The sequence below is a fragment of the Paenibacillus luteus genome, assembly GCF_006542765.1.
In the GTDB taxonomy this organism is placed as follows: Bacteria; Bacillota; Bacilli; order Paenibacillales; family Paenibacillaceae; genus Pristimantibacillus; species Pristimantibacillus luteus.
Genome location: NZ_SKCD01000013.1, coordinates 117,335 through 137,147 on the forward strand (window position 1 = coordinate 117,335; position 19,813 = coordinate 137,147).

General features: G+C 49.4%; 15 protein-coding genes. 7 read left to right on the plus strand and 8 right to left on the minus strand.

Going from position 1 to position 19,813, the window contains the following annotated elements:
* Positions 1–43 precede the first annotated feature (43 nt).
* Entirely contained in the window at positions 44–988 is a 945-nt protein-coding gene (cysK, locus tag E0496_RS12540) for a cysteine synthase A (protein WP_141502035.1), read from the plus strand.
* A gap of 810 nt (positions 989–1,798) precedes the next feature.
* Here cysK and E0496_RS12545 read toward each other — a convergent pair.
* Complete coding sequence (locus E0496_RS12545; RefSeq protein ID WP_141502036.1) at positions 1,799–2,038, minus strand: hypothetical protein; 240 nt, start codon at positions 2,036–2,038, stop codon at positions 1,799–1,801.
* 502 nt (positions 2,039–2,540) lie between these two features.
* Here E0496_RS12545 and E0496_RS12550 point away from each other — a divergent pair.
* The 6 genes from E0496_RS12550 to E0496_RS12575 all read left to right on the plus strand — a co-directional run bounded on the left by E0496_RS12550 (position 2,541) and on the right by E0496_RS12575 (position 10,791).
* Positions 2,541–3,491 (plus strand): AEC family transporter, encoded by a 951-nt coding sequence (locus E0496_RS12550; protein WP_141502037.1) that lies wholly within the window; start codon positions 2,541–2,543, stop codon positions 3,489–3,491.
* A gap of 475 nt (positions 3,492–3,966) precedes the next feature.
* Positions 3,967–4,659 (plus strand): ABC transporter ATP-binding protein, encoded by a 693-nt coding sequence (locus E0496_RS12555; RefSeq protein ID WP_139996061.1) that lies wholly within the window; start codon positions 3,967–3,969, stop codon positions 4,657–4,659.
* Entirely contained in the window at positions 4,643–5,668 is a 1,026-nt protein-coding gene (locus tag E0496_RS12560; RefSeq protein WP_161601396.1) for an efflux RND transporter periplasmic adaptor subunit, read from the plus strand. The genes E0496_RS12555 and E0496_RS12560 overlap by 17 nt, the downstream gene beginning before the upstream one ends.
* Positions 5,669–5,705: 37 nt before the next feature.
* The gene (locus tag E0496_RS12565) at positions 5,706–8,585 is read left to right on the plus strand and encodes an ABC transporter permease (RefSeq protein WP_241674755.1); all 2,880 of its coding nucleotides are present in this window, start codon (positions 5,706–5,708) and stop codon (positions 8,583–8,585) included.
* A 3-nt stretch (positions 8,586–8,588) separates the two neighbouring features.
* Positions 8,589–9,473, plus strand: a complete 885-nt coding sequence (locus E0496_RS12570; RefSeq protein ID WP_141502039.1) for an ABC transporter ATP-binding protein — start codon at positions 8,589–8,591, stop codon at positions 9,471–9,473.
* A 202-nt stretch (positions 9,474–9,675) separates the two neighbouring features.
* A complete protein-coding gene (locus E0496_RS12575) occupies positions 9,676–10,791 on the plus strand; it encodes an NADH:flavin oxidoreductase (protein ID WP_141502040.1) in 1,116 nt (371 codons plus the stop codon).
* A gap of 91 nt (positions 10,792–10,882) precedes the next feature.
* Here the strand turns inward: E0496_RS12575 and E0496_RS12580 are convergent, their stop codons facing one another.
* The 7 genes from E0496_RS12580 to argH all read right to left on the minus strand — a co-directional run bounded on the left by E0496_RS12580 (position 10,883) and on the right by argH (position 18,967).
* A complete protein-coding gene (locus tag E0496_RS12580) occupies positions 10,883–11,737 on the minus strand; it encodes a sulfurtransferase (protein ID WP_141502041.1) in 855 nt (284 codons plus the stop codon).
* Positions 11,738–11,763: 26 nt separating this feature from the next.
* Positions 11,764–13,074 carry an LLM class flavin-dependent oxidoreductase gene (locus tag E0496_RS12585; RefSeq protein WP_141502042.1) on the minus strand — a complete coding sequence of 437 codons (1,311 nt, stop codon included), beginning with the start codon at positions 13,072–13,074 and terminating at the stop codon, positions 11,764–11,766.
* A 69-nt stretch (positions 13,075–13,143) separates the two neighbouring features.
* Positions 13,144–14,001 (minus strand): carbohydrate ABC transporter permease, encoded by an 858-nt coding sequence (locus E0496_RS12590; protein ID WP_141502043.1) that lies wholly within the window; start codon positions 13,999–14,001, stop codon positions 13,144–13,146.
* 14 nt (positions 14,002–14,015) lie between these two features.
* Entirely contained in the window at positions 14,016–14,948 is a 933-nt protein-coding gene (locus E0496_RS12595; RefSeq protein ID WP_141502044.1) for a carbohydrate ABC transporter permease, read from the minus strand.
* A 72-nt stretch (positions 14,949–15,020) separates the two neighbouring features.
* The gene (locus E0496_RS12600; protein ID WP_141502054.1) at positions 15,021–16,376 is read right to left on the minus strand and encodes an extracellular solute-binding protein; all 1,356 of its coding nucleotides are present in this window, start codon (positions 16,374–16,376) and stop codon (positions 15,021–15,023) included.
* A gap of 99 nt (positions 16,377–16,475) precedes the next feature.
* Positions 16,476–17,441, minus strand: coding sequence for an amidohydrolase family protein (locus E0496_RS12605; RefSeq protein ID WP_141502045.1), 966 nt, complete (start codon positions 17,439–17,441; stop codon positions 16,476–16,478).
* A gap of 20 nt (positions 17,442–17,461) precedes the next feature.
* Complete coding sequence (gene argH, locus E0496_RS12610; RefSeq protein ID WP_141502046.1) at positions 17,462–18,967, minus strand: argininosuccinate lyase; 1,506 nt, start codon at positions 18,965–18,967, stop codon at positions 17,462–17,464.
* Positions 18,968–19,813: the final 846 nt, after the last annotated feature.

Below are 19,813 nucleotides of genomic sequence, written 5' to 3' on the forward strand. Positions count from 1 at the left end.
CGGCACGCGCCGCAAGGCCTTTAACATATAGGAGGTAGGTAAGATGAGTCTCGTGGTCGATAATATTACCGAATTAATTGGAAACACTCCGCTCGTGCGTCTGAAAAAAATAGTGCCGGAGGGCAGCGCGGAAATTTTACTGAAGCTGGAATTTTTTAATCCAGGCAGCAGCGTCAAGGACCGCATCGCAATCAGCATTATTGAGGAAGCGGAACGCGAAGGAAAGCTGAAACCGGGCGATACGATTATTGAAGCGACAAGCGGCAATACGGGCATTGGCATCGCGTTGGTCGCGGCAGCGAGAGGCTACAAGGCGATTCTAGTCATGCCGGAGACGATGAGCTTGGAGCGCCGCAATCTGCTGCGCGCCTATGGCGCGGAGCTTGTGTTGACGCCGGGCCCTGAAGGCATGAAGGGCGCCATTCGGACGGCGCAGGAGCTGCAGGCGAAGCATCCGGATTATTTTCCGGCGCTGCAGTTCGACAATCCCGCCAATGCTAAAATCCACCGCGAAACGACCGGCCCTGAAATCGTCAGGGCGATCGACTCGCTCGGCGGCAGCTTGGACGGCTTTGTGGCGGGTGTTGGCACAGGCGGTACGATTACGGGCGCGGGCGAAGTACTGCGTGAGCGCTTCCCTCATATTCACATCGCAGCAGTGGAGCCAGCCGCTTCTCCGGTATTATCCGGCGGGCCGCCGGGGCTGCATAAGATTCAGGGCATTGGCGCAGGCTTCGTCCCGTCCATTCTGGACACGGACGTTTATAACGAAATTATCCAAGTCAGCAACGAGGATGCTTTCGAGACGGCAAGAAGAGTGGCGAAGGAGGAGGGCATCCTCGGCGGCATCTCTTCCGGCGCAGCCATATTCGCAGCAGTTCAACTAGCCCAGAAGCTCGGTACAGGCAAGCGCGTAGTCGCTATCATACCGAGCAACGGCGAACGCTACCTGTCAACGGTGCTCTACCAACAGGAGCAGCAGCTATAAGGACGATTCTTCAACGATGGTGAGCAGGTATGGGATGGTTTACAATCTGTTTTATAGTTTGTAGTTGTAGCACCTTCGCTTATGCTGCTTATGCGCTGGATAGCAGCTTTGCTAGACAACTGCGCCTGCGATGAGGTAATGGTGGTTGGCTAGTTGTTAAGTAGCTGCGATTGAACTTAGGTGCCTGGCAGTAGGTTAGTAGTGAAGCTGCATATGTACTGAGTTGGCTGGCAGTAGGTTAGTAGTGAAGCTGCATATGTACTGAGTTGGCTGGCAGTAGGTTAGTAGTGAAGCTGCGCTTGTACTGAGGTGGCAGTAAGTTAATTGTAAAGCTGCGATTAAAATTAGGTGGTAGTAAGTAAGTTGAGAGGCTGAGTTTGTACTTATGAGACTGCGATTGTAGTAAGATAGCGGTGGTTTTGAGAAGCTGCGTATGTACTTAGGTAGGGTAGATTATTGATGAGGCTACACTTGTAGGTAGATAATAGTAAGTTAGTCGAGAAGATATATTTACACAAGAGTGTAGACGGCTTGTTGAGAAGTTGCGTCTGTATTGTTTTGGAGAAAAGGCTATGGTGGATTTACAGATAAGTGCTGTAATTCTGCGGCGTACTTCATTGTTTCTAGTTTCAAGTAACCTTTTATGAATAATATTTTATGTGTATCACTAATTAATGTACGAGGCTGTCCCAGTAAGGCTAAGCGCCTGTGGGGACAGTCTTTCTTCTTATGTCTCACAGTATTGGCAGAAAGGTCACAGCATATGAAGCAGAAATTACGTAATGACTCACCAACAGGCACACAATCGCTTCATCCGAGGGAAATAGGTCTAAAAAATAGACCTATTTCATCTGAATCTGCCCGATTGGCAGAAATAGGTCTGAAAAATAGATCTAAATCAGCTCGATTCAGCAAAATGAGCACCAAAACGCCGCATCCGAGGGAAATAGGTCTAAAAAATAGATCTATTTCATCTGAATCCGCCTGATTGGCAGAAATAGGTCTAAAAAGTAGATCTAAATCCGCTTCATTCAGCAAAATGAGCACCAAAACGCCGCATCCGAGGGAAATAGATCTAAAAAATAGACCTATTTCATCTGAATCTGCCCAATTGGCAGAAATAGGTCTAAAAAGTAGATCTAACTCAACGCCAGCCTACTCTATGGCGGTTCATGCGCCTGCTAGGGGCAGAGAAAGGATAACTTCATCTGGAAGCGGGTGGGATGAAATGCTCATCCAACACAAATTAGAATAGAAGTGGCGTATGATGAAACTTAGGCATGTACAAAGGTATTTTTGAAGGGTCAGTGACTATCGATTTGGCAAAGAAAGTTACTCTCAGACGAGCGAAGGAACATTGGCGCTGAACCTCATATCTCCTTATTATCATCAGTTGAAGAATTAGAGCCGCTTATTAAACCGATGCTTGCCTAACCGAGTGCGAAACTATTAAAATGAGTGAAGCGATCAAAGAGCGAGGATGGCCTGTGTCTAGCCAGTTTATGTTCCTCTTGCTTACCAGACTATTTAATAGAAAGAAGCAGATGCAGCAATGAGTATTTTCCTTCATATCCTGATGTCGAATGTGCTTCCGATGGTCATTATGATCGGTCTTGGCATCGTAATTCAGCGGGCGTTCAAGCTGGATATCAAAACGTTATCGAAGCTCAATTTTTATTTATTTTCTCCGGCGATCATGTTTAATTTGTTGTACAAAACGGATATCTCCGCTTCGGTCATTGGAAAGGTGTTATTTTTCTTCATTTTGTTTATGGTTGCCCAGTATTTGATTGTTGAAGCGGTCATTCGGCTTAGAAGCTACCAGCCCAGCATGAAAAGCGCTATGCGCAACAGCGTCCTGTTTTATAACAGCGCGAATTACGGCATACCGCTCAATCAGCTCGCTTTTGCAGGAAACGAGAAAACGCTTGCCATACAGGTGCTCATTATGATGATGCAATCCCTTATCCCAAACACTTATGGCATCTATAACGTAAACGCCCACAAAGCGGATATGCGGACCATAATGCGGACCATCCTGTCCATGCCGATTATTTACGTGATTCCAATCGCTTTCCTATTAAGAGGGTTTGACGTTCCCATTCCGCAGCCGCTTGCGACGCCGCTCGGCTATCTCTCCGATGCGTTTATCGGTACCGCGCTCATAACACTCGGCGTCCAACTGGGCAACATGGAGTGGAAAATCAAACGCTCGCTGCTGATCGATGTGAGCATTTCGGGTATACTGAGGCTCGTTGCCGGACCACTGCTCGCTTGGTTGATCGTATGGCTGATGCAAATGAACGCGCTGCTCGGAATCGACAAGCTGACCGCTGCCGCGCTAATCGTCTCCTCTGCTGTTCCCACTTCGCTTAGCAGCGTATTGCTGGCAGTTGAGTTCGACAACGAGGCAGAGTTTGCCTCACAATCGGTGTTTGTATCTACGATTATAAGCATCCTCACGGTGACGGCTGTTATTTTTTTCTTGCAGCTTGATATTTAATAGAAGCAAAAGCCTTTCAAACCTGGTTAAGGGGAGAAGGCTTTTTTCTATGAAATCTATGGTTTTCAGGCTGGGAGAATCAAATGAGAGAGAGGTTTATTCTGCTTTTTTTTATGAAAGCCCCAGATTTCATGCCAGGGAAGCGGCTAGGAGCAAGGAACGTGTGGGTAGAAACCGGAACCTTCCTGCAGGAGGCAGTTGATAACTATATTTATTTCACTCAGATAGCAATTCCCATGGATTGCCCTCCCCTTTAATTCAAAAAGCGGGTTTCGATAGTCTTGAGTAGAGATAACCATAAGTTTTTACTCTAACATACTCATTATATAACCCCTCATGAATATCACCTTCACCATAAGTCGTTTACACGATTGAATAGAAAAAATAGATAGTCTTGTGCAGATGGCTGGACGGGGTTAAAATGGAAAAAGATACAAATGTAAACGTTTTATTGGAAACGGAGGTTTACCGTCAGATGCTGCCAACTACGCATGATATCATTCATGCAAGCGCTTTAAAGAGAACGTTCGGACGCGGTACCGGAGCTGTAACCGTATTAAAGGGCGTGGATATAGCAATTCCGTCTGGCAAGCTGATTGCGTTCAAGGGAAGATCCGGTTCAGGCAAGACAACGCTAATCAATTTGTTAAGCGCGCTGGACCGTCCGACAGAGGGCCAGATTACGTTTGCCGGACGAGATCTGACGGCTATGTCCAATCAAGAGCGCGATATGGTGCGACGTAAGGAAATGGGGCTAATCTTTCAATCCTTCGCGCTCATACCGCTTATGTCCGCCTATGAAAACGTAGAGTTTATATTAAGAGTGGCTGGAATGGCGGCTAATGGCCGCAAGGAAGCGGCAGTCGAAGCACTGGAGCAAGTAGGCTTAAAAACAAGAATGCATCATCGTCCGTTCGAGCTCTCCGGCGGGGAGCAGCAGCGGACAGCAATTGCCAGAGCTATTGCCCATAAGCCCAAGCTTCTGCTTGCCGACGAGCCAACCGCTGAGCTTGACAGCCGTACGGGCTTGCAAATTATGAAAGTGTTCCGTGATTTGGTTGAGTCGGCAGGCATGACGATTATTATGACCACCCATGATCCTGCCATTATGGAAATTGTTGACCATGTGTATGAACTGGAGGATGGACAAATTGTCGCAAAAGCTTAAGCCGCTGCTTGGCTGGTCATTCGCGCTGCTTATTAGCGCTTCATTAACAGGCTGCTCCCTGCTTCCTGCCGAGGAGAGCGCTTTGAAACCACCGCTTGTGAAGCCAGCGCAAGAGAACTATCGAACCGTTACCGTAGAGAAAGGAACGATCACGCAGGATATTAAAGGAAGCGGCAGCCTAGAATCGACGAAATCGGAAATTGCGCAGTTTACAGGGCAAGGCGGACGCATTGCAAAAATGATGGTTACGTCGGGGGCAAAGGTTAAAAAGGGCGATGTGCTCGTTCAGTTGAACGTAGATGGCCTCGATATTCAGTTAAAGGAGCAGCAACTGTCAGTTGCCAAAGCAAAGCTCTCCTTCAAGCAGGCCAAATTAGGCGGGGACAGCGATGCTATTGATATTGCCCAGCTGCAAATGGAAATTGAAAATTTAAAGCTGGATCGGTTAATGACCACCTTTAACAGCAAGCAGCTTGTAGCCGGGATGGATGGGCAGGTAACCTTTGTCGAGGATTTGGACGAAGGGGATTTTGTAGAGCCCTATCAGACGTTAGTAATGATTTCTGACCCAAGCCAGCTGCGCGTCGCGCTGCGGGTGGATTCTGGTGCTGAAATAACGAGCGTGGATGTCGGATTTCCAGCCAAAGTCATCTTTGGCTCCCAAGAGCTTGCGGGCAAAGTGGTTCAGACGCCATCTTCCGCTCCAACGACGATGAACGAGCAGCTTCGGGATCGTTATTCCAAGACGCTGTTTATCGAGGTGCCTAAAGTGCCAGCGGATGCTTCAATTGGAGCGTTTGCAGATGTCATCATTGTTCTGCAGCAGCGCGATGATATTTTGAAAATCCCGCGGAGCGGCGTACGCAGCTTCCTTGGCCGGACCTTCGTAAGAACGCTGGAGGACGGCAACAAAATCCGCGAAATTGATGTGGAAACGGGCATTAAAGGGTCAACAGAAATTGAGATCACGAAGGGACTGGAAGAGGGCGCGATAGTCGTGCTGCAATAATTTTTGCAGGATTGCCGTTTACCTGGGAGGTTTTCAAGTGGCATTATTCGTCATGATTATTCGTAAAATGGTCCAAAACAAATGGCTGGTCGCAAGCTTGTTCATAGGCTTAGTCATGTCGGTAGCATTGGTTAGCAGCATGCCGATTTATTCAGAAGCGGTATTATCGAGAATGCTGGTTAAGGATTTAGAGACGATGCAGGCCAAGCGTGGCGTGTTTCCCGGCAACCAATACAATAAATTATTTTATACGAAAGAAACGCCGGAGCAGATGAACAGCATTTTCGACAAGGTCGACCGTTATATTCAGGAAGAGGCGCCGGCTAGCTTTAAAATCCCTGTACAGGAGCTTGTTGTTGATCTTCAATCCAAATCGCTCAAGATTAGGCCAATGAACGACCCCGACCCAGAGACGACAAAATCGGTCAAAACGATGACGCTGCGTTCTTTCTCTGAATTGGAACAGCATATTAAGCTGACGGATGGCAGAATGCCTGCAGAACAGCAGCCTGTTGATGGCGTATATGAAGTGCTGGTGACGGATAGAAGCCTGATGCAATTTAAAACGGTGCTGGATTCCGAGTTTCGCTTGGAGGACAAAAAAATTGCCGGGGAAATAAAGTTTAAGCCGGTAGGCGTGTTCGAAAAGAAGCTGGATGATGATCCATATTTCAGAGATACGGACTTAAGCGAGCTGAGCAGCAGCTTCATTATTAGCGATAAAGTAGCCAGGCAGCAGCTGCTGAAGGAAAGCCGGCTACCAGTAGCCTCCGTAGGGTGGTTTTTCGTTCTGGATTACTCCAAGCTGGAGCTCAGATTCATTGATGATTTCATTCTAACAACAAGCAAAATCAAAAATGTGATGCTGAATCATGTCACGATGTACCAGATCGTGTCGGAGACACCGTCACTAGACACAATAGCCAAATATTTGGAACGTGCGGAGCAGCTGAGAACGTTGATGTGGTCGCTCAATGTTCCGGTTCTAATCATGCTCGGCTTCTATATGTTCATGGTATCCAATCTAATTGCAGACCGGCAAAAAAATGAAATTGCCGTGCTTCGAAGCAGAGGTGCTGCGCGCTGGCAGGTTATTACCTCGTATGGGGTAGAGGGCATTATTTTATGCGGCATCGCCTTTGGCTTGGGTCCGCTGCTCGGTGTCCTATTGACCGAACTGCTTGGCTCGTCGAATGGATTCCTTGAATTTGTTCAGCGCGTGCGGCTGCCAGTCCGGCTGACGGAGGAAGCTTACCGCTATGGAGCAATTGCATCAGCTGCTTGCTTTATTATAATGTTAATTCCAATCATTATGGCTACGCGTGTTTCTATTGTTGGCCATAAGCAGCAGCTCGCAAGATTGCTCAAATCACCGCTTTGGCACAAAATGTTCCTTGATGTCATTGCGCTAGCGTTGGCGATTTACGGATTATATACCTTTCGAAAACGGCTTGTCGATTTGCAAAGCTTAGGGCTTAATGCCGATGACTTGAATATCGATCCGCTGCAGTTCGTCATTCCGGCGTTGTTCATTATGGGTGCTGGCTTGCTGCTGCTTCGTTTATACCCATGGGTGCTGAGACTCGTCTACTGGATTGGCAAGAAGTGGTGGCCGCCATCGGTCTATGCCACGCTGATTCAGGTAGGGCGATCCAGCACGCAATATCAATTCCTGATGATTTTTCTGATTATGACGATCGCTACAGGCGTATTCAGCGCATCGGCAGCCAGAACGATCAACAATAATACGGAGGACCGGATTAGATACGGCAACGGCGCGGAGATTGTGCTCACTGCACAGTGGATGAACGATGCGCCGCCTCCGGCAGGCCCAGGGGCACCGCAGCCAGATGCGGCTCTTGTTCAAGCTCCCGTTCATTATGTGGAGCCAGCCTTTGAGCCTTTTAAAACGGTCAAAGGCGTTCAGCACGCAGCCAGAGTATTTAAGAAGGAAACTGCCTTTAGCGTAAATGACGGGACGGGAGCCGCCACCCTGATCGGCATTGATACGGATGAATTTGGCGAAACGACCTGGTTCCGGGACAGTTTGCTCGATTATCCGCTTAATGACTATTTAAATTTGCTGGCGGGCGATTCGCAGGCCGTACTCATTTCAAGAACGCTTGCGGATCAGAAAAAAGTAAAGCCTGGCGATACCATTTGGGTCGGATGGAGCGATGTTCCTCAGCAGCCGTTTAAAGTTTATGGCATTATCGATTATTTCCCAACCTTTAATCCAAATCCGCCTGTCGGAAGCGTGGATGTCAGCGACAAGGCGGAAACGGGCAAGGCACCAATGCTCATCGTCGGTCATTTGCCTCGGATTCAGGTTCAGCTTGCGCTAGAGCCCTACAATGTTTGGCTAAAGCTTGACCCCGAAGTCAGCACGGCTGATTTCTATGAAGGAATCAAGGAAGCGAAGCTGCCCATTACGAATATCATCAATACGAGAAGCGAGCTTGTGGATGCCAAGAACGATCCATTCCTTATGGCACTGAACGGCATCTTGACGTTAGGCTTTGTGTTATCAATTCTTGTCAGCTTTATCGGGTTTTTATTGTACTGGGTATTGTCGCTGAGAGGCCGGACGCTGCAAAACGGGATTTTGCGCGCCATTGGCTTATCGCTCAAACAGCTGATTGGCATGCTTGGCGTTGAGCAGCTGCTCACCTCCGGAGTAGCCGTGTTCATCGGCATCGGTGTCGGAAATTTGGCTAGCTTGCTGTACGTGCCGAACTTCCAGATTGCTTTTAACCCGAGCAGCCTTGTACCGCCGTTCAAGGTTATGTTCGACTCCACCGATTTAATGCGCATCTATGTGCTGGTTGGCTTTATGCTCCTCTTTGGACTTGGCATTCTTGCGTACATGCTGTCGAAGCTGCGTATCCATCAAGCGATCAAGCTGGGGGAGGATTGACGGATGATTCATTGCGAAGGGCTAGTCAAAATATACAAAACAGCCGATCTGGAAGTATTCGCCTTGCAAGGCCTCGATCTTCATATCGAGAACGGCGAGCTTATGGCGATTATCGGCAATAGCGGCAGTGGAAAGTCCACGCTGCTGAACATGCTGGGCGGGCTGGACCGTCCGACGGCAGGCAAGCTGACCGTAGACGGCCGTGACATGCTGAAGTTCAAAGAGAGAGATTTTGTAAAGTACAAGCGCGAGAGCGTCGGGTTCGTCTGGCAAAACAATGCGAGGAACCTGATTCCGTATTTGACCGCGCTTGAAAATATCGAGCTGCCCATTTTGCTGACCGGCAGCCGTAAGCGCTGGCGCGCGAAGGAGCTGCTCGATGCCGTAGGGCTCAGCCACCGCGCGTCGAATAAGCTTTATGAATTGTCGGGAGGCGAGCAGCAGCGGGTAGCGATCGCTATCGCGCTTGCCAACCATCCGAAGCTGCTGCTCGCGGATGAGCCGACAGGCTCGGTTGATTCCCGCATGGCGAATCAAATATTGGACTTGTTCCGCGAGCTGAACCGGACGATTGGCATCACCGTCGTCATCGTTACGCATGATCCTGAGCTTGCCAAGAAGGTGGACCGCGTAGCGGCCATTCGCGATGGCAAAATATCTTCGGAGATGCTGCGCAGGCGCTCCTATGCGGAGGAGCTTGCCGAGCTCGAGGAAGCGGACGGCGATGAAAGCTCGCATGTGGAATACGCTGTGCTGGATAAAGCCGGGCGGCTTCAGGTACCTGCGGGTTACCTGGAATCCATTGGAGTGAAAAACTCAAACAAGCTGCGCGTTGAGCTTGGCGAAGGCAAGATCGTTTTGCTTCCTCCGGAAGAAAAAGCAGACTAACAAAGCAAATGGCTTGATTTTCATGGAACACAAATAAGATGGGAATAGCAGAGCTGCCCCGAGTCTAAAATGACTTGAGAGGCAGCTTTTTTATGTTAGTCTTAAGTGCATTAATTAACTAGGAATACACGGAAATGAATGGTAAAATAGAGAAGTATCAAAGAAAATAAGGAATCATACCACATATACGGGAGGAATATGAATGTCGAATACCGATAGCAAGGCCTCGGTCGAAGCATTGTTTAAGCCTTTTGCATCCGGTAACTTGGAGTTAGCCAATCGAATTGTCATGGCACCTATGACGAGGGGATATTCTCCGAACGGCGTGCCAGGAGAGGACGTAGCGGCTTATTATCGCCGCCGTGCAGAAAATGGCGTCGGCCTGATTGTTACCGAAGGAACGTTGATTAATCACCCTGCTGCAGGAGGAAATCCCAACTGGCCAAACTTTCATGGCGAGGCTGCGCTTGAGGGGTGGTCGAATGTGGTAAGTGCGGTCCATGAGGCAGGCGGGAAAATCATTCCTCAGCTATGGCATATCGGGCTAACACGTAAAATAGGCGATTTTCCTAATCCGGAGGCGCTGCCAATTGGTCCCTCGGGCCTGAATCTCTCCGGCGAGAAAATAACGGAGCCATTAACGGAAAATGAAATCGCTGACGTCATCGCTGCCTATGCGCAGGCAGCGGCAGATGCTGTCAAAGCAGGGTTTGACGGCATTGAACTGCACGGCGCACACGGTTATTTAATTGATCAGTTCTTTTGGGACAGAACGAATAAACGTACGGACCGCTTTGGCGGTGACCTAGCAGCGCGGACTCGCTTTGCTGCCGAGATTGTGGAGGCATGCCGCCGGGCGGTCGGAGCGGATTTTCCAATTGTATTTAGATTCTCCCAGTGGAAAGGCGGCCATTTTGATGCAAAGCTGACGGATTCGCCGCAGGAGCTGGAGCAATTTTTGGCACCGCTGGCGAGTGCAGGGGTTGATGTGTTCCACAGCTCGACTCGCCGTTACTGGGAGGCTGAGTTTGAGGATTCGTTTTTGAATTTGGCCGGCTGGACGAAGAAGCTGACCGGCAAACCAACGATCACGGTAGGATCGGTTGGCCTCGATAATGAATTCAGAAGCAGCAAAGGGGATACCGCTCAGCCAGCTTCCCTAGCGGGGCTGCTTGAACGATTGGAAAACGGGGAGTTTGACCTTGTTGCTGTCGGACGCGCGCTGCTGGCTGATCCCGAATGGGCAGCCAAAATACGCGACCATCGGGTAGATGAGCTTCATGACTATGGCACGGAAGCTTTGAAGTCTTTATATTAATAGAAAAGGGGCAATTCCAACCGTCAATCGAATGACGGAGGAATTGCCCCTGCTTTTTAAAATATAGGTTAGTACTTCGTTAGGTACAGAACTATTCGTTTCCAGGTAGTAAGGAAACAACCTCGGTATGCTCATCATTGCCCCACTCATCCCAAGAGCCTTCATAGGGACGGATGTCGGAATAGCCGAGTAAGCGCAAAACAAAATAGCTGTGCGCACCGCGCTGATTAGACTGGCAATAGGGTACGATCGTTTTGGATGGGTGGATGCCGGCAGCTTGGAACTCACGCTCTAGCGTAGGGGCATCCTTGAACCGGATAACTCCGTCTAGATCTGCTGTCTCAAGCGCATCGCGCCATTCCTTATGAATGGCGCCGGGAATATGGCCGCCTTTTTGGTTGGAGCGCTGATCTTCTCCGGTGTACTCCAAGGCTGCACGAGTATCGAGCAGGAGCCGGTTGCTTTGCTCTGCCTGAATATTTTCTTTGGAAGTAATCAGGAGAGGATTAGCCGTTAAGTTTAAAATAATGCCGGTTTGAACTGGCGGGTGCTCGCTGGACACTTCATAGCCTTCTGCCGTCCAAGCCGCGAAGCCGCCATTAAGCAGCTTTACTTGATCCCGAAGCCCGTAATATTCAAGAACGTAGAAGGCTCGCGTTGCCAGCACGCTGCTACCCTCGTCGTACACGACGATAGATGAGGTGTTAGAGATGCCAAAGCTCGCAAGCAAATCCTTCAGAGCATCTAGAGGAGCAATCGTATTCTGGGCATGATCCTTTAATTTTCGGACATCCAACCAGTAGGCGCCAGGAATATGGGAGTCCTCATAGCCTTTCGCCCTTGCGTCGAGCAGGATAATGTCTTGTGTATGGTTATGCTGTGCAAGCCACTGGTTATCCACCAGCAAATGGTCGTTTTTATAAGCGGAATACTGTTGTTTAGTCATAGTAAACGCTCCTTTCCTAAGGATGATTATAACAGGTCGAATCCTAAATTTTCCCGCAGCGTCAGACTGGCATAGCTTGTTGGAAATAATCCGCGGCGCTGCAATTCAGGAACAACCAGATCGAGAAAGGCTTCCGTTCCGCCGGAGCCAAGCTGCGGCATGACACTAAAGCCGTCTGCAGCGCCGTTCAAGAACCAATCCTCCATAAGATCAGCCACCTGTACAGGTGTGCCAGCTATGCGCAGCTGGCCATTGCCCACCCAATGCTTCTCCAGCAGCTCCCTTAATGTAATGGTTTTATTTTCAACGATTTTTTGCACCATTTGATAAAACGATTGATAAGCATTGACGTCTTTGCGATCAGGAAGCGGAGGAAAGGGATCATCAAGCGCATAAGCGGAAAAATCGATGCCAAGCAGGTTGGAGAGCGACATGACGGCCCGCTCGATGGAGCCGAGCTGCGTCAGCTCGCGTGCTTTCTCCAGCGCCTCGGCTTCGGTTTCGCTTACAATCACATGCAGTCCTGGCAGCACTTTGATCTGGTCAGGGGAGCGGCCAGCCTCTATGGTTCTGGCTTTGATATCGCTATAAAAGAGCCGGGCATCCTCGAACGAATGCTGGACGGTAAAAATCAATTCCGCGTATTGAGCTGCAAGACTTCTCCCAGCCTCGGACGCGCCAGCTTGTATAAGCAGCGGCCTGCCCTGCGGCGAGCGCATCATGTTTAACGCCCCACGTACGGAGTAATAGGTTCCCTCATGATGGATGTCGTGAACCTTTTTGGCATCCGCATAGATCCCTGACGCTTTGTCTTGTACAAGCGCGTCAGCGTCCCAGCTGTTCCACAATTTAAGCGCAACCTCCGTAAATTCCTTTGCACGCGCATAGCGCTCCGCATGCGGAGGCAGCTGAGGCAAGCCAAAGTTGAAGGCCGTTCTCTCTACGCCCGTCGTTACGATGTTCCAGCCGGCACGGCCGCCGCTAATATGGTCGAGAGAGGAGAATATACGGGCTACGTTATACGGCTCGTTGAAGCTGGTAGATACGGTGGCGATCAAGCCGATCCGCTCCGTGACGGCAGCGATGGATGCGAGCAGCGTCAGTGGCTCGAAGCTGAGAATGGGCCCATGCTGCACCGCTTTAGCTTCAATCGACAGGCCATCTGCAATAAACAGCGAGTCGATTCGGGCGGCTTCGGCTTTCTGGGCGATGCGCTGGAAATGCTTAACGTCATGGATTTCATTAAGCATTGTGCTCTCATGGCGCCAGGCTCCCTTATGGGAGCCCGCATTTTGGAGAAAGAGATTTAAAATCATTCTGCGATTGGGATCGCTCATCGTCATCATCCTTACCTGAAATCATGTGGACATAGCTTGAAGCGGGAAGCGCGTGTACGAAGTGGAGAGTCATTTCATCCCGCTAAGCGCAATGCCGCGAATAATTTGCTTTTGAAAGACTAGGAACAAAAGAATAAGCGGAGCAATCGAAATGGTTGTGCCCGCCATGATAAGTATCCAGTTGCTGGTGTCCTTAAGTTCGCTGGAGAAATATACGATGCCGACGGGTAGCGTAAACTTTTCTTCGGTCTGGAGCACAATGAGCGGCCAAATGAACTGGTTCCAATTCCCGATAAACGTAAGAATGATCAAGGTTACGATGGCAGGTTTCACTAGCGGAATGGCAATTTGTGCTAGGATACGCCATTCGTTAAGCCCGTCAATTCGCGCCGCATCAAGCAGGTCAGAGGGGATCGAGTCCATAAACTGGCGCATTAGAAAAATACCGAAGGCTGTTATAATGCCGGGGAACAGTACGCCCCAATAGGTGTCAGACCAGCCAAGATCGTTCGCTATCAAATACCAGGGGATGATGAGCATTTCCGTTGGTACCATAAGCGTGCTGATAATGATCAGAAATATAATCTGCTTGCCGAAAAAAGAGAATTTCGCGAGCACGTAGCCGGCAGCCGTATCAAATACGACAACGGTAGCCGTCGCAATCAGAGAAATAATGAGCGTGTTTTTGATCCAGTCACCGAATGGGGCCTTTTTAAAAATCGCCGTGTAGTTATCAAACGTTATCGTCTCGGGAATGAGGCGAAGGTTATAGACATCCTGCGGAAGCTTAAAGGAGGTGGCGACCATCCATAAAAACGGAAAAAGCATGATGCCGACACCTATGACGAGCAGCACATAGATTAACGACGTACGCAGCTTATCCGCGGGCGATTTGCCGCTCGGTCGGTATGCTCTTGATGAGCTCATTTTATCCGCCCCCATCAATATTCTACTTTTTTGTTCAACACTTTTAATTGCAGCAGGGTGAGCGCCAAAATAACGGCAAACAGCACGACTGTTGCTGCCGCGGCACTTCCCATCTTAAACTGCTGAAACGCCAAATTATAAATGTGGAGCACCATGGTCGTCGTAGCGTTCAGCGGCCCGCCGTTGGTCATGCTCAGCACCTGCCCAAACGATTGCAAATAGGAAATGACGCCAATTACGGCCGAAAATACGATAACGGGATTCAGCAGCGGCAGCGTGATATGCCGGAATTTGCGCCATGCGCCTGCCCCGTCAATCGCTGCTGCTTCATAATACATACGCGGTATCGCCTCCAGGCCGGTCATGAAGATCAGCATTTGAAAGCCCGTGCTTTGCCAGATCATGGTCAGCGTAATGAGAAGCAGCGCTTGCCGCGGCGATTGCAAAAACAATTGCGGCTCCAGCCCCAGATTCAGCAGCATCTCGTTCAGCCAGCCGTTGCGCATCAGAATCCAGCGGAACACCCAACTGACGGCGATAATGCTCGTAACGTAAGGGATGAAGTATACCGTCCGGAAGAAACCACGGAACCGTTGTACGTTATGCAGCAGCAGCGCAACGGCAAGACCGACGATCAACTGGCCGGGGACGCCGATGATAACAAATTTGAACGTGTTGACGATCGATTTTTGGAAAATTTCATCCGCGAACAATGCGCTGAAATTCGCAAGCCCAACGTAAGGCTTGTCTTGGGACAGTAGATCCCATTCACGGACGCTAACGTTGAAGGCATAAAGAATCGGAGCCATGCGTGTGCTGAGAAAATACAACAAGGGTATGCCAAGTGCAATATAAATAAACAGGTAGCGCTGCGTCCGATAAGTTAGTCTCGTATGAAGCAGTTCCCGGCTTTTGCGGGCGGTTAGCCGCAGGGCTTGTTCGAGCATCGTTCATTTCGCCTCCCTCTCATAAAGGATAGGGCGCGAGCTTTAGGCTGCGCGCCCTGATCTTGCAGCAGGCTATTTTTTGTCAACTGCAGCCCAATAGTCGTCGTAGAGCTTTTGCGTTTTGGCAACAAGATCGGTAAAGGCTTTATCTACAGGCACATTGTTCAGGAGCACTTCATTGGTCGCATCGACAAACAGCGTTTTTTCCTGCGTTTCGTCGATGAAAAAGTGTGCGCGGCTGTCATCAAGCTGGTTGATGAAGGGGCCAAGCTTCTCATCGTTCACGTATTTGTCTTGGGTAGCTACCGCTTTCTGCGCGGGAAGCTCGCCGATCTGGTCGACCCATTTTTCCTGTACCTCTTTGCTCGTCAGAAACTTTAGAAATTCGGAGGCAGCCTTCAGCTTGTCGCCTTCTACGTTTTTGGGAATGGCGTTCGCCCAGAAGGAGGAAGGAGCCGACTTGCTCTTATAGGATGGAAGCGGAGCAACGCCGAAGTTCAAATCAGCGAAGTCCTTCTTAATGGAGCCAAGACGGAAGGAACCGTCAATATTAAGCGCCGCATGTCCGGTCATGAACGCGTTGCTGTCATTTTCATAGAACCCATTGATACCCACCTTATGCTTGATTGCGAAGTCTAGCAGGTATTGGAAAGCTTCCAAGCCGGCTGGCGTTTCTGCCCACAAGATTTTACGGCGGTCTTCGCTTAGATCCTGTCCGCCTGCTTGGTGAACAAGGCCATCACGGTACCAGTGATGAAGCTGCGCGCCCGGCTCCCATGCTAGCCCTTCCGTAACAAACTGGCCTTTGGCGTCAGTTTCGGTCAGCTTCTTGGACGTCTCAACGAGCTGCTCCCAAGTCGTTGGCAGCTCCGTGATTTGAGCTTTGTTTAGCAGATCCTTATTGTAAAACAAAGCGAGGGTGCGCACCGCGGTAGGAATCGCGTAGTAAGAGCCGTCGATTTTGGCGGCACTGACCAGCGGGTAGTAATTGCTCTCAATTTCTGCAGTTGGGAAGCTGTCTTCCGGAAGCGGCTGCAAATAGCCGGAAGAAACGTATTTTGGCAGCCAGCCATAATACAGATTGATAATATCAGGGCCTTTGCCGGCTGGAACAAGCGTGGCAACCTTCTGATTATATTGGTCATAAGGGAAGTTGGTCTGTTTTACCGTAATATGGGGATGAAGGCTTTGAAATTCGGTGATGAGCTCATTAATCAGGTCAACCTTGGCCGGAAACTCGTATTGCCAATATTCAATCGTTACGTCTTTTTCGTTATCGGCTGTTTCTGTGGCTTTGGATGTATCCGTCGTAGCAGTCGGCTTGGGACTCTCTTGCTGGTTGCTGTTGTTATTGCTGCCGCAGCCGGTAATCGCAAGGGTTAAAATAAGCAAGCCTGACAGCGTTGTGGTCCATTTGTTCGTTTTCATCATTATCCACTCCTATTTTTATATATAAGATTTACGAGAAACGGATTCGCTCTTTTTTGCAGAGGAGGGTGAAGCCGTTTCACCTTTTACGGCCATTGGTTAGGCTTGCTCGATGATGCTGGATTTCAGGGCATGCTCAGCAGGATGCCATTGCTCTAGACCTAACAGCCGCCGGGCGTTATTGCCAAATATTTTCTCAATGTCGTCCTCCGGGAAGCGAAGCTCGCGGGCAGCTCGAACCTGATCCTGCAAATAACGGTAAGGATAGCCTCTCGGGAACCCGCTGGCATCCGTGCCGAAAATAATTCGGTCAGGCCCAATCAGCTCGTAAGTTTTGCGAAGCACGGACTCCAAGGTCAGCTCATACGGCATCCAACGCATCCACTGGTTGGAGCCGGAGGTATCGACGTATACATTTGGGCAGCTCCAGCACAGATGCAGCAGCTCTTGAAAATATCCGGCGCCGAAGTGCGGGATAATGAACGGAATGTCCGGATATTCGCGAGCGGTATTAAATATGGCAAGCGGGCTAATATTGGGGTGGTGTGCTATACCTCCCGCATGGCCCAGCAAGCCAAAATGAATGAGCACAGGCAGCTTCTTTTCCGCGAGAAAGGTCCAAATGGGGGTGAACGAAGGATCATCAAACGGCTTAGACGTCAGCGGCCCAAACAATTTGTAACCTTTCAGCCCAAGCTCATTGACCGCTCTGCGCAGCTCAACTGCGGCTCCTTCTTCCTCGATCGAATGATAGGCGAAGCCGGTAAACCGGTCAGGGTGCCGGGCGAGCTGGTCGGCCATATTGTCATTATCCAGCGCAGTTAGAAAGTTAAGACCGCCTATGCCGAATTTGTCCAGCTCTTGAACCCAGCGATCGATTAACGGGACGGAATCGCTCTCGTCCTGCAATGGCGGCGGCTCTGGAAAATCCCATGTCAGCCGCATGCGTTCGCTGCGCTCCGCGCCATAGTTCGAGACTAAGGCATGCCTGCTTTTATTGCCGAACAGCAGCCGGTAGGGCAGATGCCCATGAACATCAAACACTTTAAACGATTTGCGAAACATAACGTTCACTCCATTTCTGTTTACTTGATCTGCCAATCGAATAGGATGGAATTCAGCTTCGTTGAGGCGGAAGCCAGATGTGCTTCTCGTTCGCCAAGCCACTGTTCTAGGCTGTTGAGCCTGTATTGTTGGGCTTTTAACGCTCGTTTCATTTCGCCCGGACTAGGTCCGCCGCGAACCTTGCGGACGTTGACAAAATGCTCGGGGTCCAGCGCTAGCTTAAGCTGCTTCTCGCTTAGCCTTAGGGGAAGGCCAAGCGTATGAATAGCTGCCTCGTTGAGCGATTGCAGGCTTAAGTCGTTGATTTGATCGCCTTGTTGAACGGCCTGCGTCACGAGCCTGCTAACAATCTTGTGCGCATTGCGGAAGGACAGTCCTTCTTCCCTAACCAAGGTATCAGCAAGCTCGGTAACGGTCGCGAAGCTTGCCGCAGCTCGCTGACGCAGTACGTCTTCATTAATCTGCAAAGAGTCGATAACCTTGGAGAGCAATCGGTACACTACTTCAAGTGTATCGAGGCTCTTCCAGGCATAAGGCTGCATATCATCCTCGGTGTCCACAATATCGCCAAACGGTGTATTGTGAAGCATGGTGAGCACCGTTTGCGAGCTGCCGGCAATGCTCGATAGCAGAGAGCGGATATGCTCGACAGAAACGGGATTTCTCTTTTGCGGCATGATAGAACTAATTTGGACATAAGGAGCGGCGACTCTGGCAACTGCAAATTCCTGCGTACACCACAGCAGCAGCTCTTGTGTGAACCGCCCGAGATTAATGGCAGCCAGTTGCACGCCTGCTGCGATTTCTGCCACGTAATCTGCTCCGCTTACAGCGTCATAAGCGTTCTCGATTAGCCCATCGAAAGCAAGGAGCTCAGCTACACGCTCACGGCTAATCGTAAAGCCGGAGGTAGTAAGGGCAGCGGCACCCATGCTGCTTAAGTTGCAATTGGCATAGGCAGCCTGCAGTCTGCGGATATCCCTCGCCAGCGAATCGGTTACCGCCGCTATATAATGGGCGAGCGTGGTTGGCTGCGCTTGCTGGGTATGTGTATGAGCGATAATAATCGTGCCGGTATGTTTTTTAGCAAAAGCGAGCAGGCTCGCATGAAGTCTTAAGGCAGAACCAATCGTTCCAAGCAGTTTTCGCCGTAAGGTGATCCGGTAGATCGCTATTCCCATATCATTGCGGCTGCGTCCGAGGTGCAGGCTGCCAGACGCGTCATTCGATAGTTCAAGCAGCTTGTGCTCCACTTCAAAAAACAAATCCTCAAACTGGCCATTGTAATTTCCTTGGCTCAGCTGCTCTAAATCGATCCTTATAAGTGCTTTTGCAATGGAATTGGCCTCGTCTTGGGTAAGCAGCCCTTGTTCAAGCAGCATGACCAGATGCGCTTTATGCACTTCGATCATCGGCAGGAGCAGCTCCTGCTTCGCCTGATCGTAGGCAGGTTCAAGTACGGCTTCCACGTAGGTCTTACCGGGGAATTTGGTTCCCTCTGTTTGTTGATGCCTTCTGATTGCCAACGTATGGCCTCCTTTCTTGATGGCCGCTTCTTGAATGAAAAGCGAACATAAAAACAGCCGGAGCTATCGCAATGGCGATTTCTCCGGCTGTCCGGTCGATAACTTATTATTCCTACTGGAATTATATGATTAGGATAATAGCATGGTTTCCAATTATATACAACCCTTTTTTTGTGGGGTGGAGGAAGTGAGCCATGAGATTCTGAGAAGGCAGCTTAGTTCGGCTATTGAGGTTCAAAGGACTTGGAAAATTGCTGTGCGAGGAGCGAACGGTTTGTTTACGAGGACGGCTGCCTTTGCTTTATTTATTAGTTCAACGAAATATCATTTGAACTAAAGTTTTTCGTGTTGGTCGCTGCGTGAGTAGATCAGTCTTTAGGGTCGCGGTTGAAACCAGAGACATTGATGGACTAAGACTTGTAAAGGTAAGAAACCGGCTACAAAGGCGAACACTTCATTTCTCCAGAACGATCTTCTCTTTTCGCTTATACTTCATTTTTCAGCTCAACTATATAGATCTAAAAAATAGACCTATTTAGGCAAAAACAATAGAAATGATCTTAATAGGTCTAAAAAATAGATCTATTTTGAGCGTATCTAGTAAAATGAGTACCGAAACGGTGCATTGGAGAGAAATAAGTCTAAAAAATAGATCTATTTTGCAGAAAATATTGAGTATTTATAAAATAGATCTAAAAAGTAGATATAAATGGTCAAAGCGGTTCGGCCCCTTAATTATGGAGTCTATCTGCTTCATACTCACGTTCTCATCGTTTTTCATTTTTCAATAAAGTAAGTATTTTACTAGACCGACATGACCACATCACCTAGTTTGTTAGCTTTCCA

Bases quoted from the DNA above. Each gene is read 5' to 3' on its own strand.
- E0496_RS12585 (WP_141502042.1), bottom strand. From the start codon at position 13,074: ATGAGCGATCCCAATCGCAGAATGATTTTAAATCTCTTTCTCCAAAAT.
- cysK (WP_141502035.1), top strand. From the start codon at position 44: ATGAGTCTCGTGGTCGATAATATTACCGAATTAATTGGAAACACTCCG.
- E0496_RS12595 (WP_141502044.1), bottom strand. From the start codon at position 14,948: ATGCTCGAACAAGCCCTGCGGCTAACCGCCCGCAAAAGCCGGGAACTG.
- E0496_RS12570 (WP_141502039.1), top strand. From the start codon at position 8,589: ATGATTCATTGCGAAGGGCTAGTCAAAATATACAAAACAGCCGATCTG.
- E0496_RS12605 (WP_141502045.1), bottom strand. From the start codon at position 17,441: ATGTTTCGCAAATCGTTTAAAGTGTTTGATGTTCATGGGCATCTGCCC.
- E0496_RS12550 (WP_141502037.1), top strand. From the start codon at position 2,541: ATGAGTATTTTCCTTCATATCCTGATGTCGAATGTGCTTCCGATGGTC.
- E0496_RS12590 (WP_141502043.1), bottom strand. From the start codon at position 14,001: ATGAGCTCATCAAGAGCATACCGACCGAGCGGCAAATCGCCCGCGGAT.
- E0496_RS12580 (WP_141502041.1), bottom strand. From the start codon at position 11,737: ATGACTAAACAACAGTATTCCGCTTATAAAAACGACCATTTGCTGGTG.
- E0496_RS12575 (WP_141502040.1), top strand. From the start codon at position 9,676: ATGTCGAATACCGATAGCAAGGCCTCGGTCGAAGCATTGTTTAAGCCT.
- E0496_RS12555 (WP_139996061.1), top strand. From the start codon at position 3,967: ATGCTGCCAACTACGCATGATATCATTCATGCAAGCGCTTTAAAGAGA.
- E0496_RS12600 (WP_141502054.1), bottom strand. From the start codon at position 16,376: ATGAAAACGAACAAATGGACCACAACGCTGTCAGGCTTGCTTATTTTA.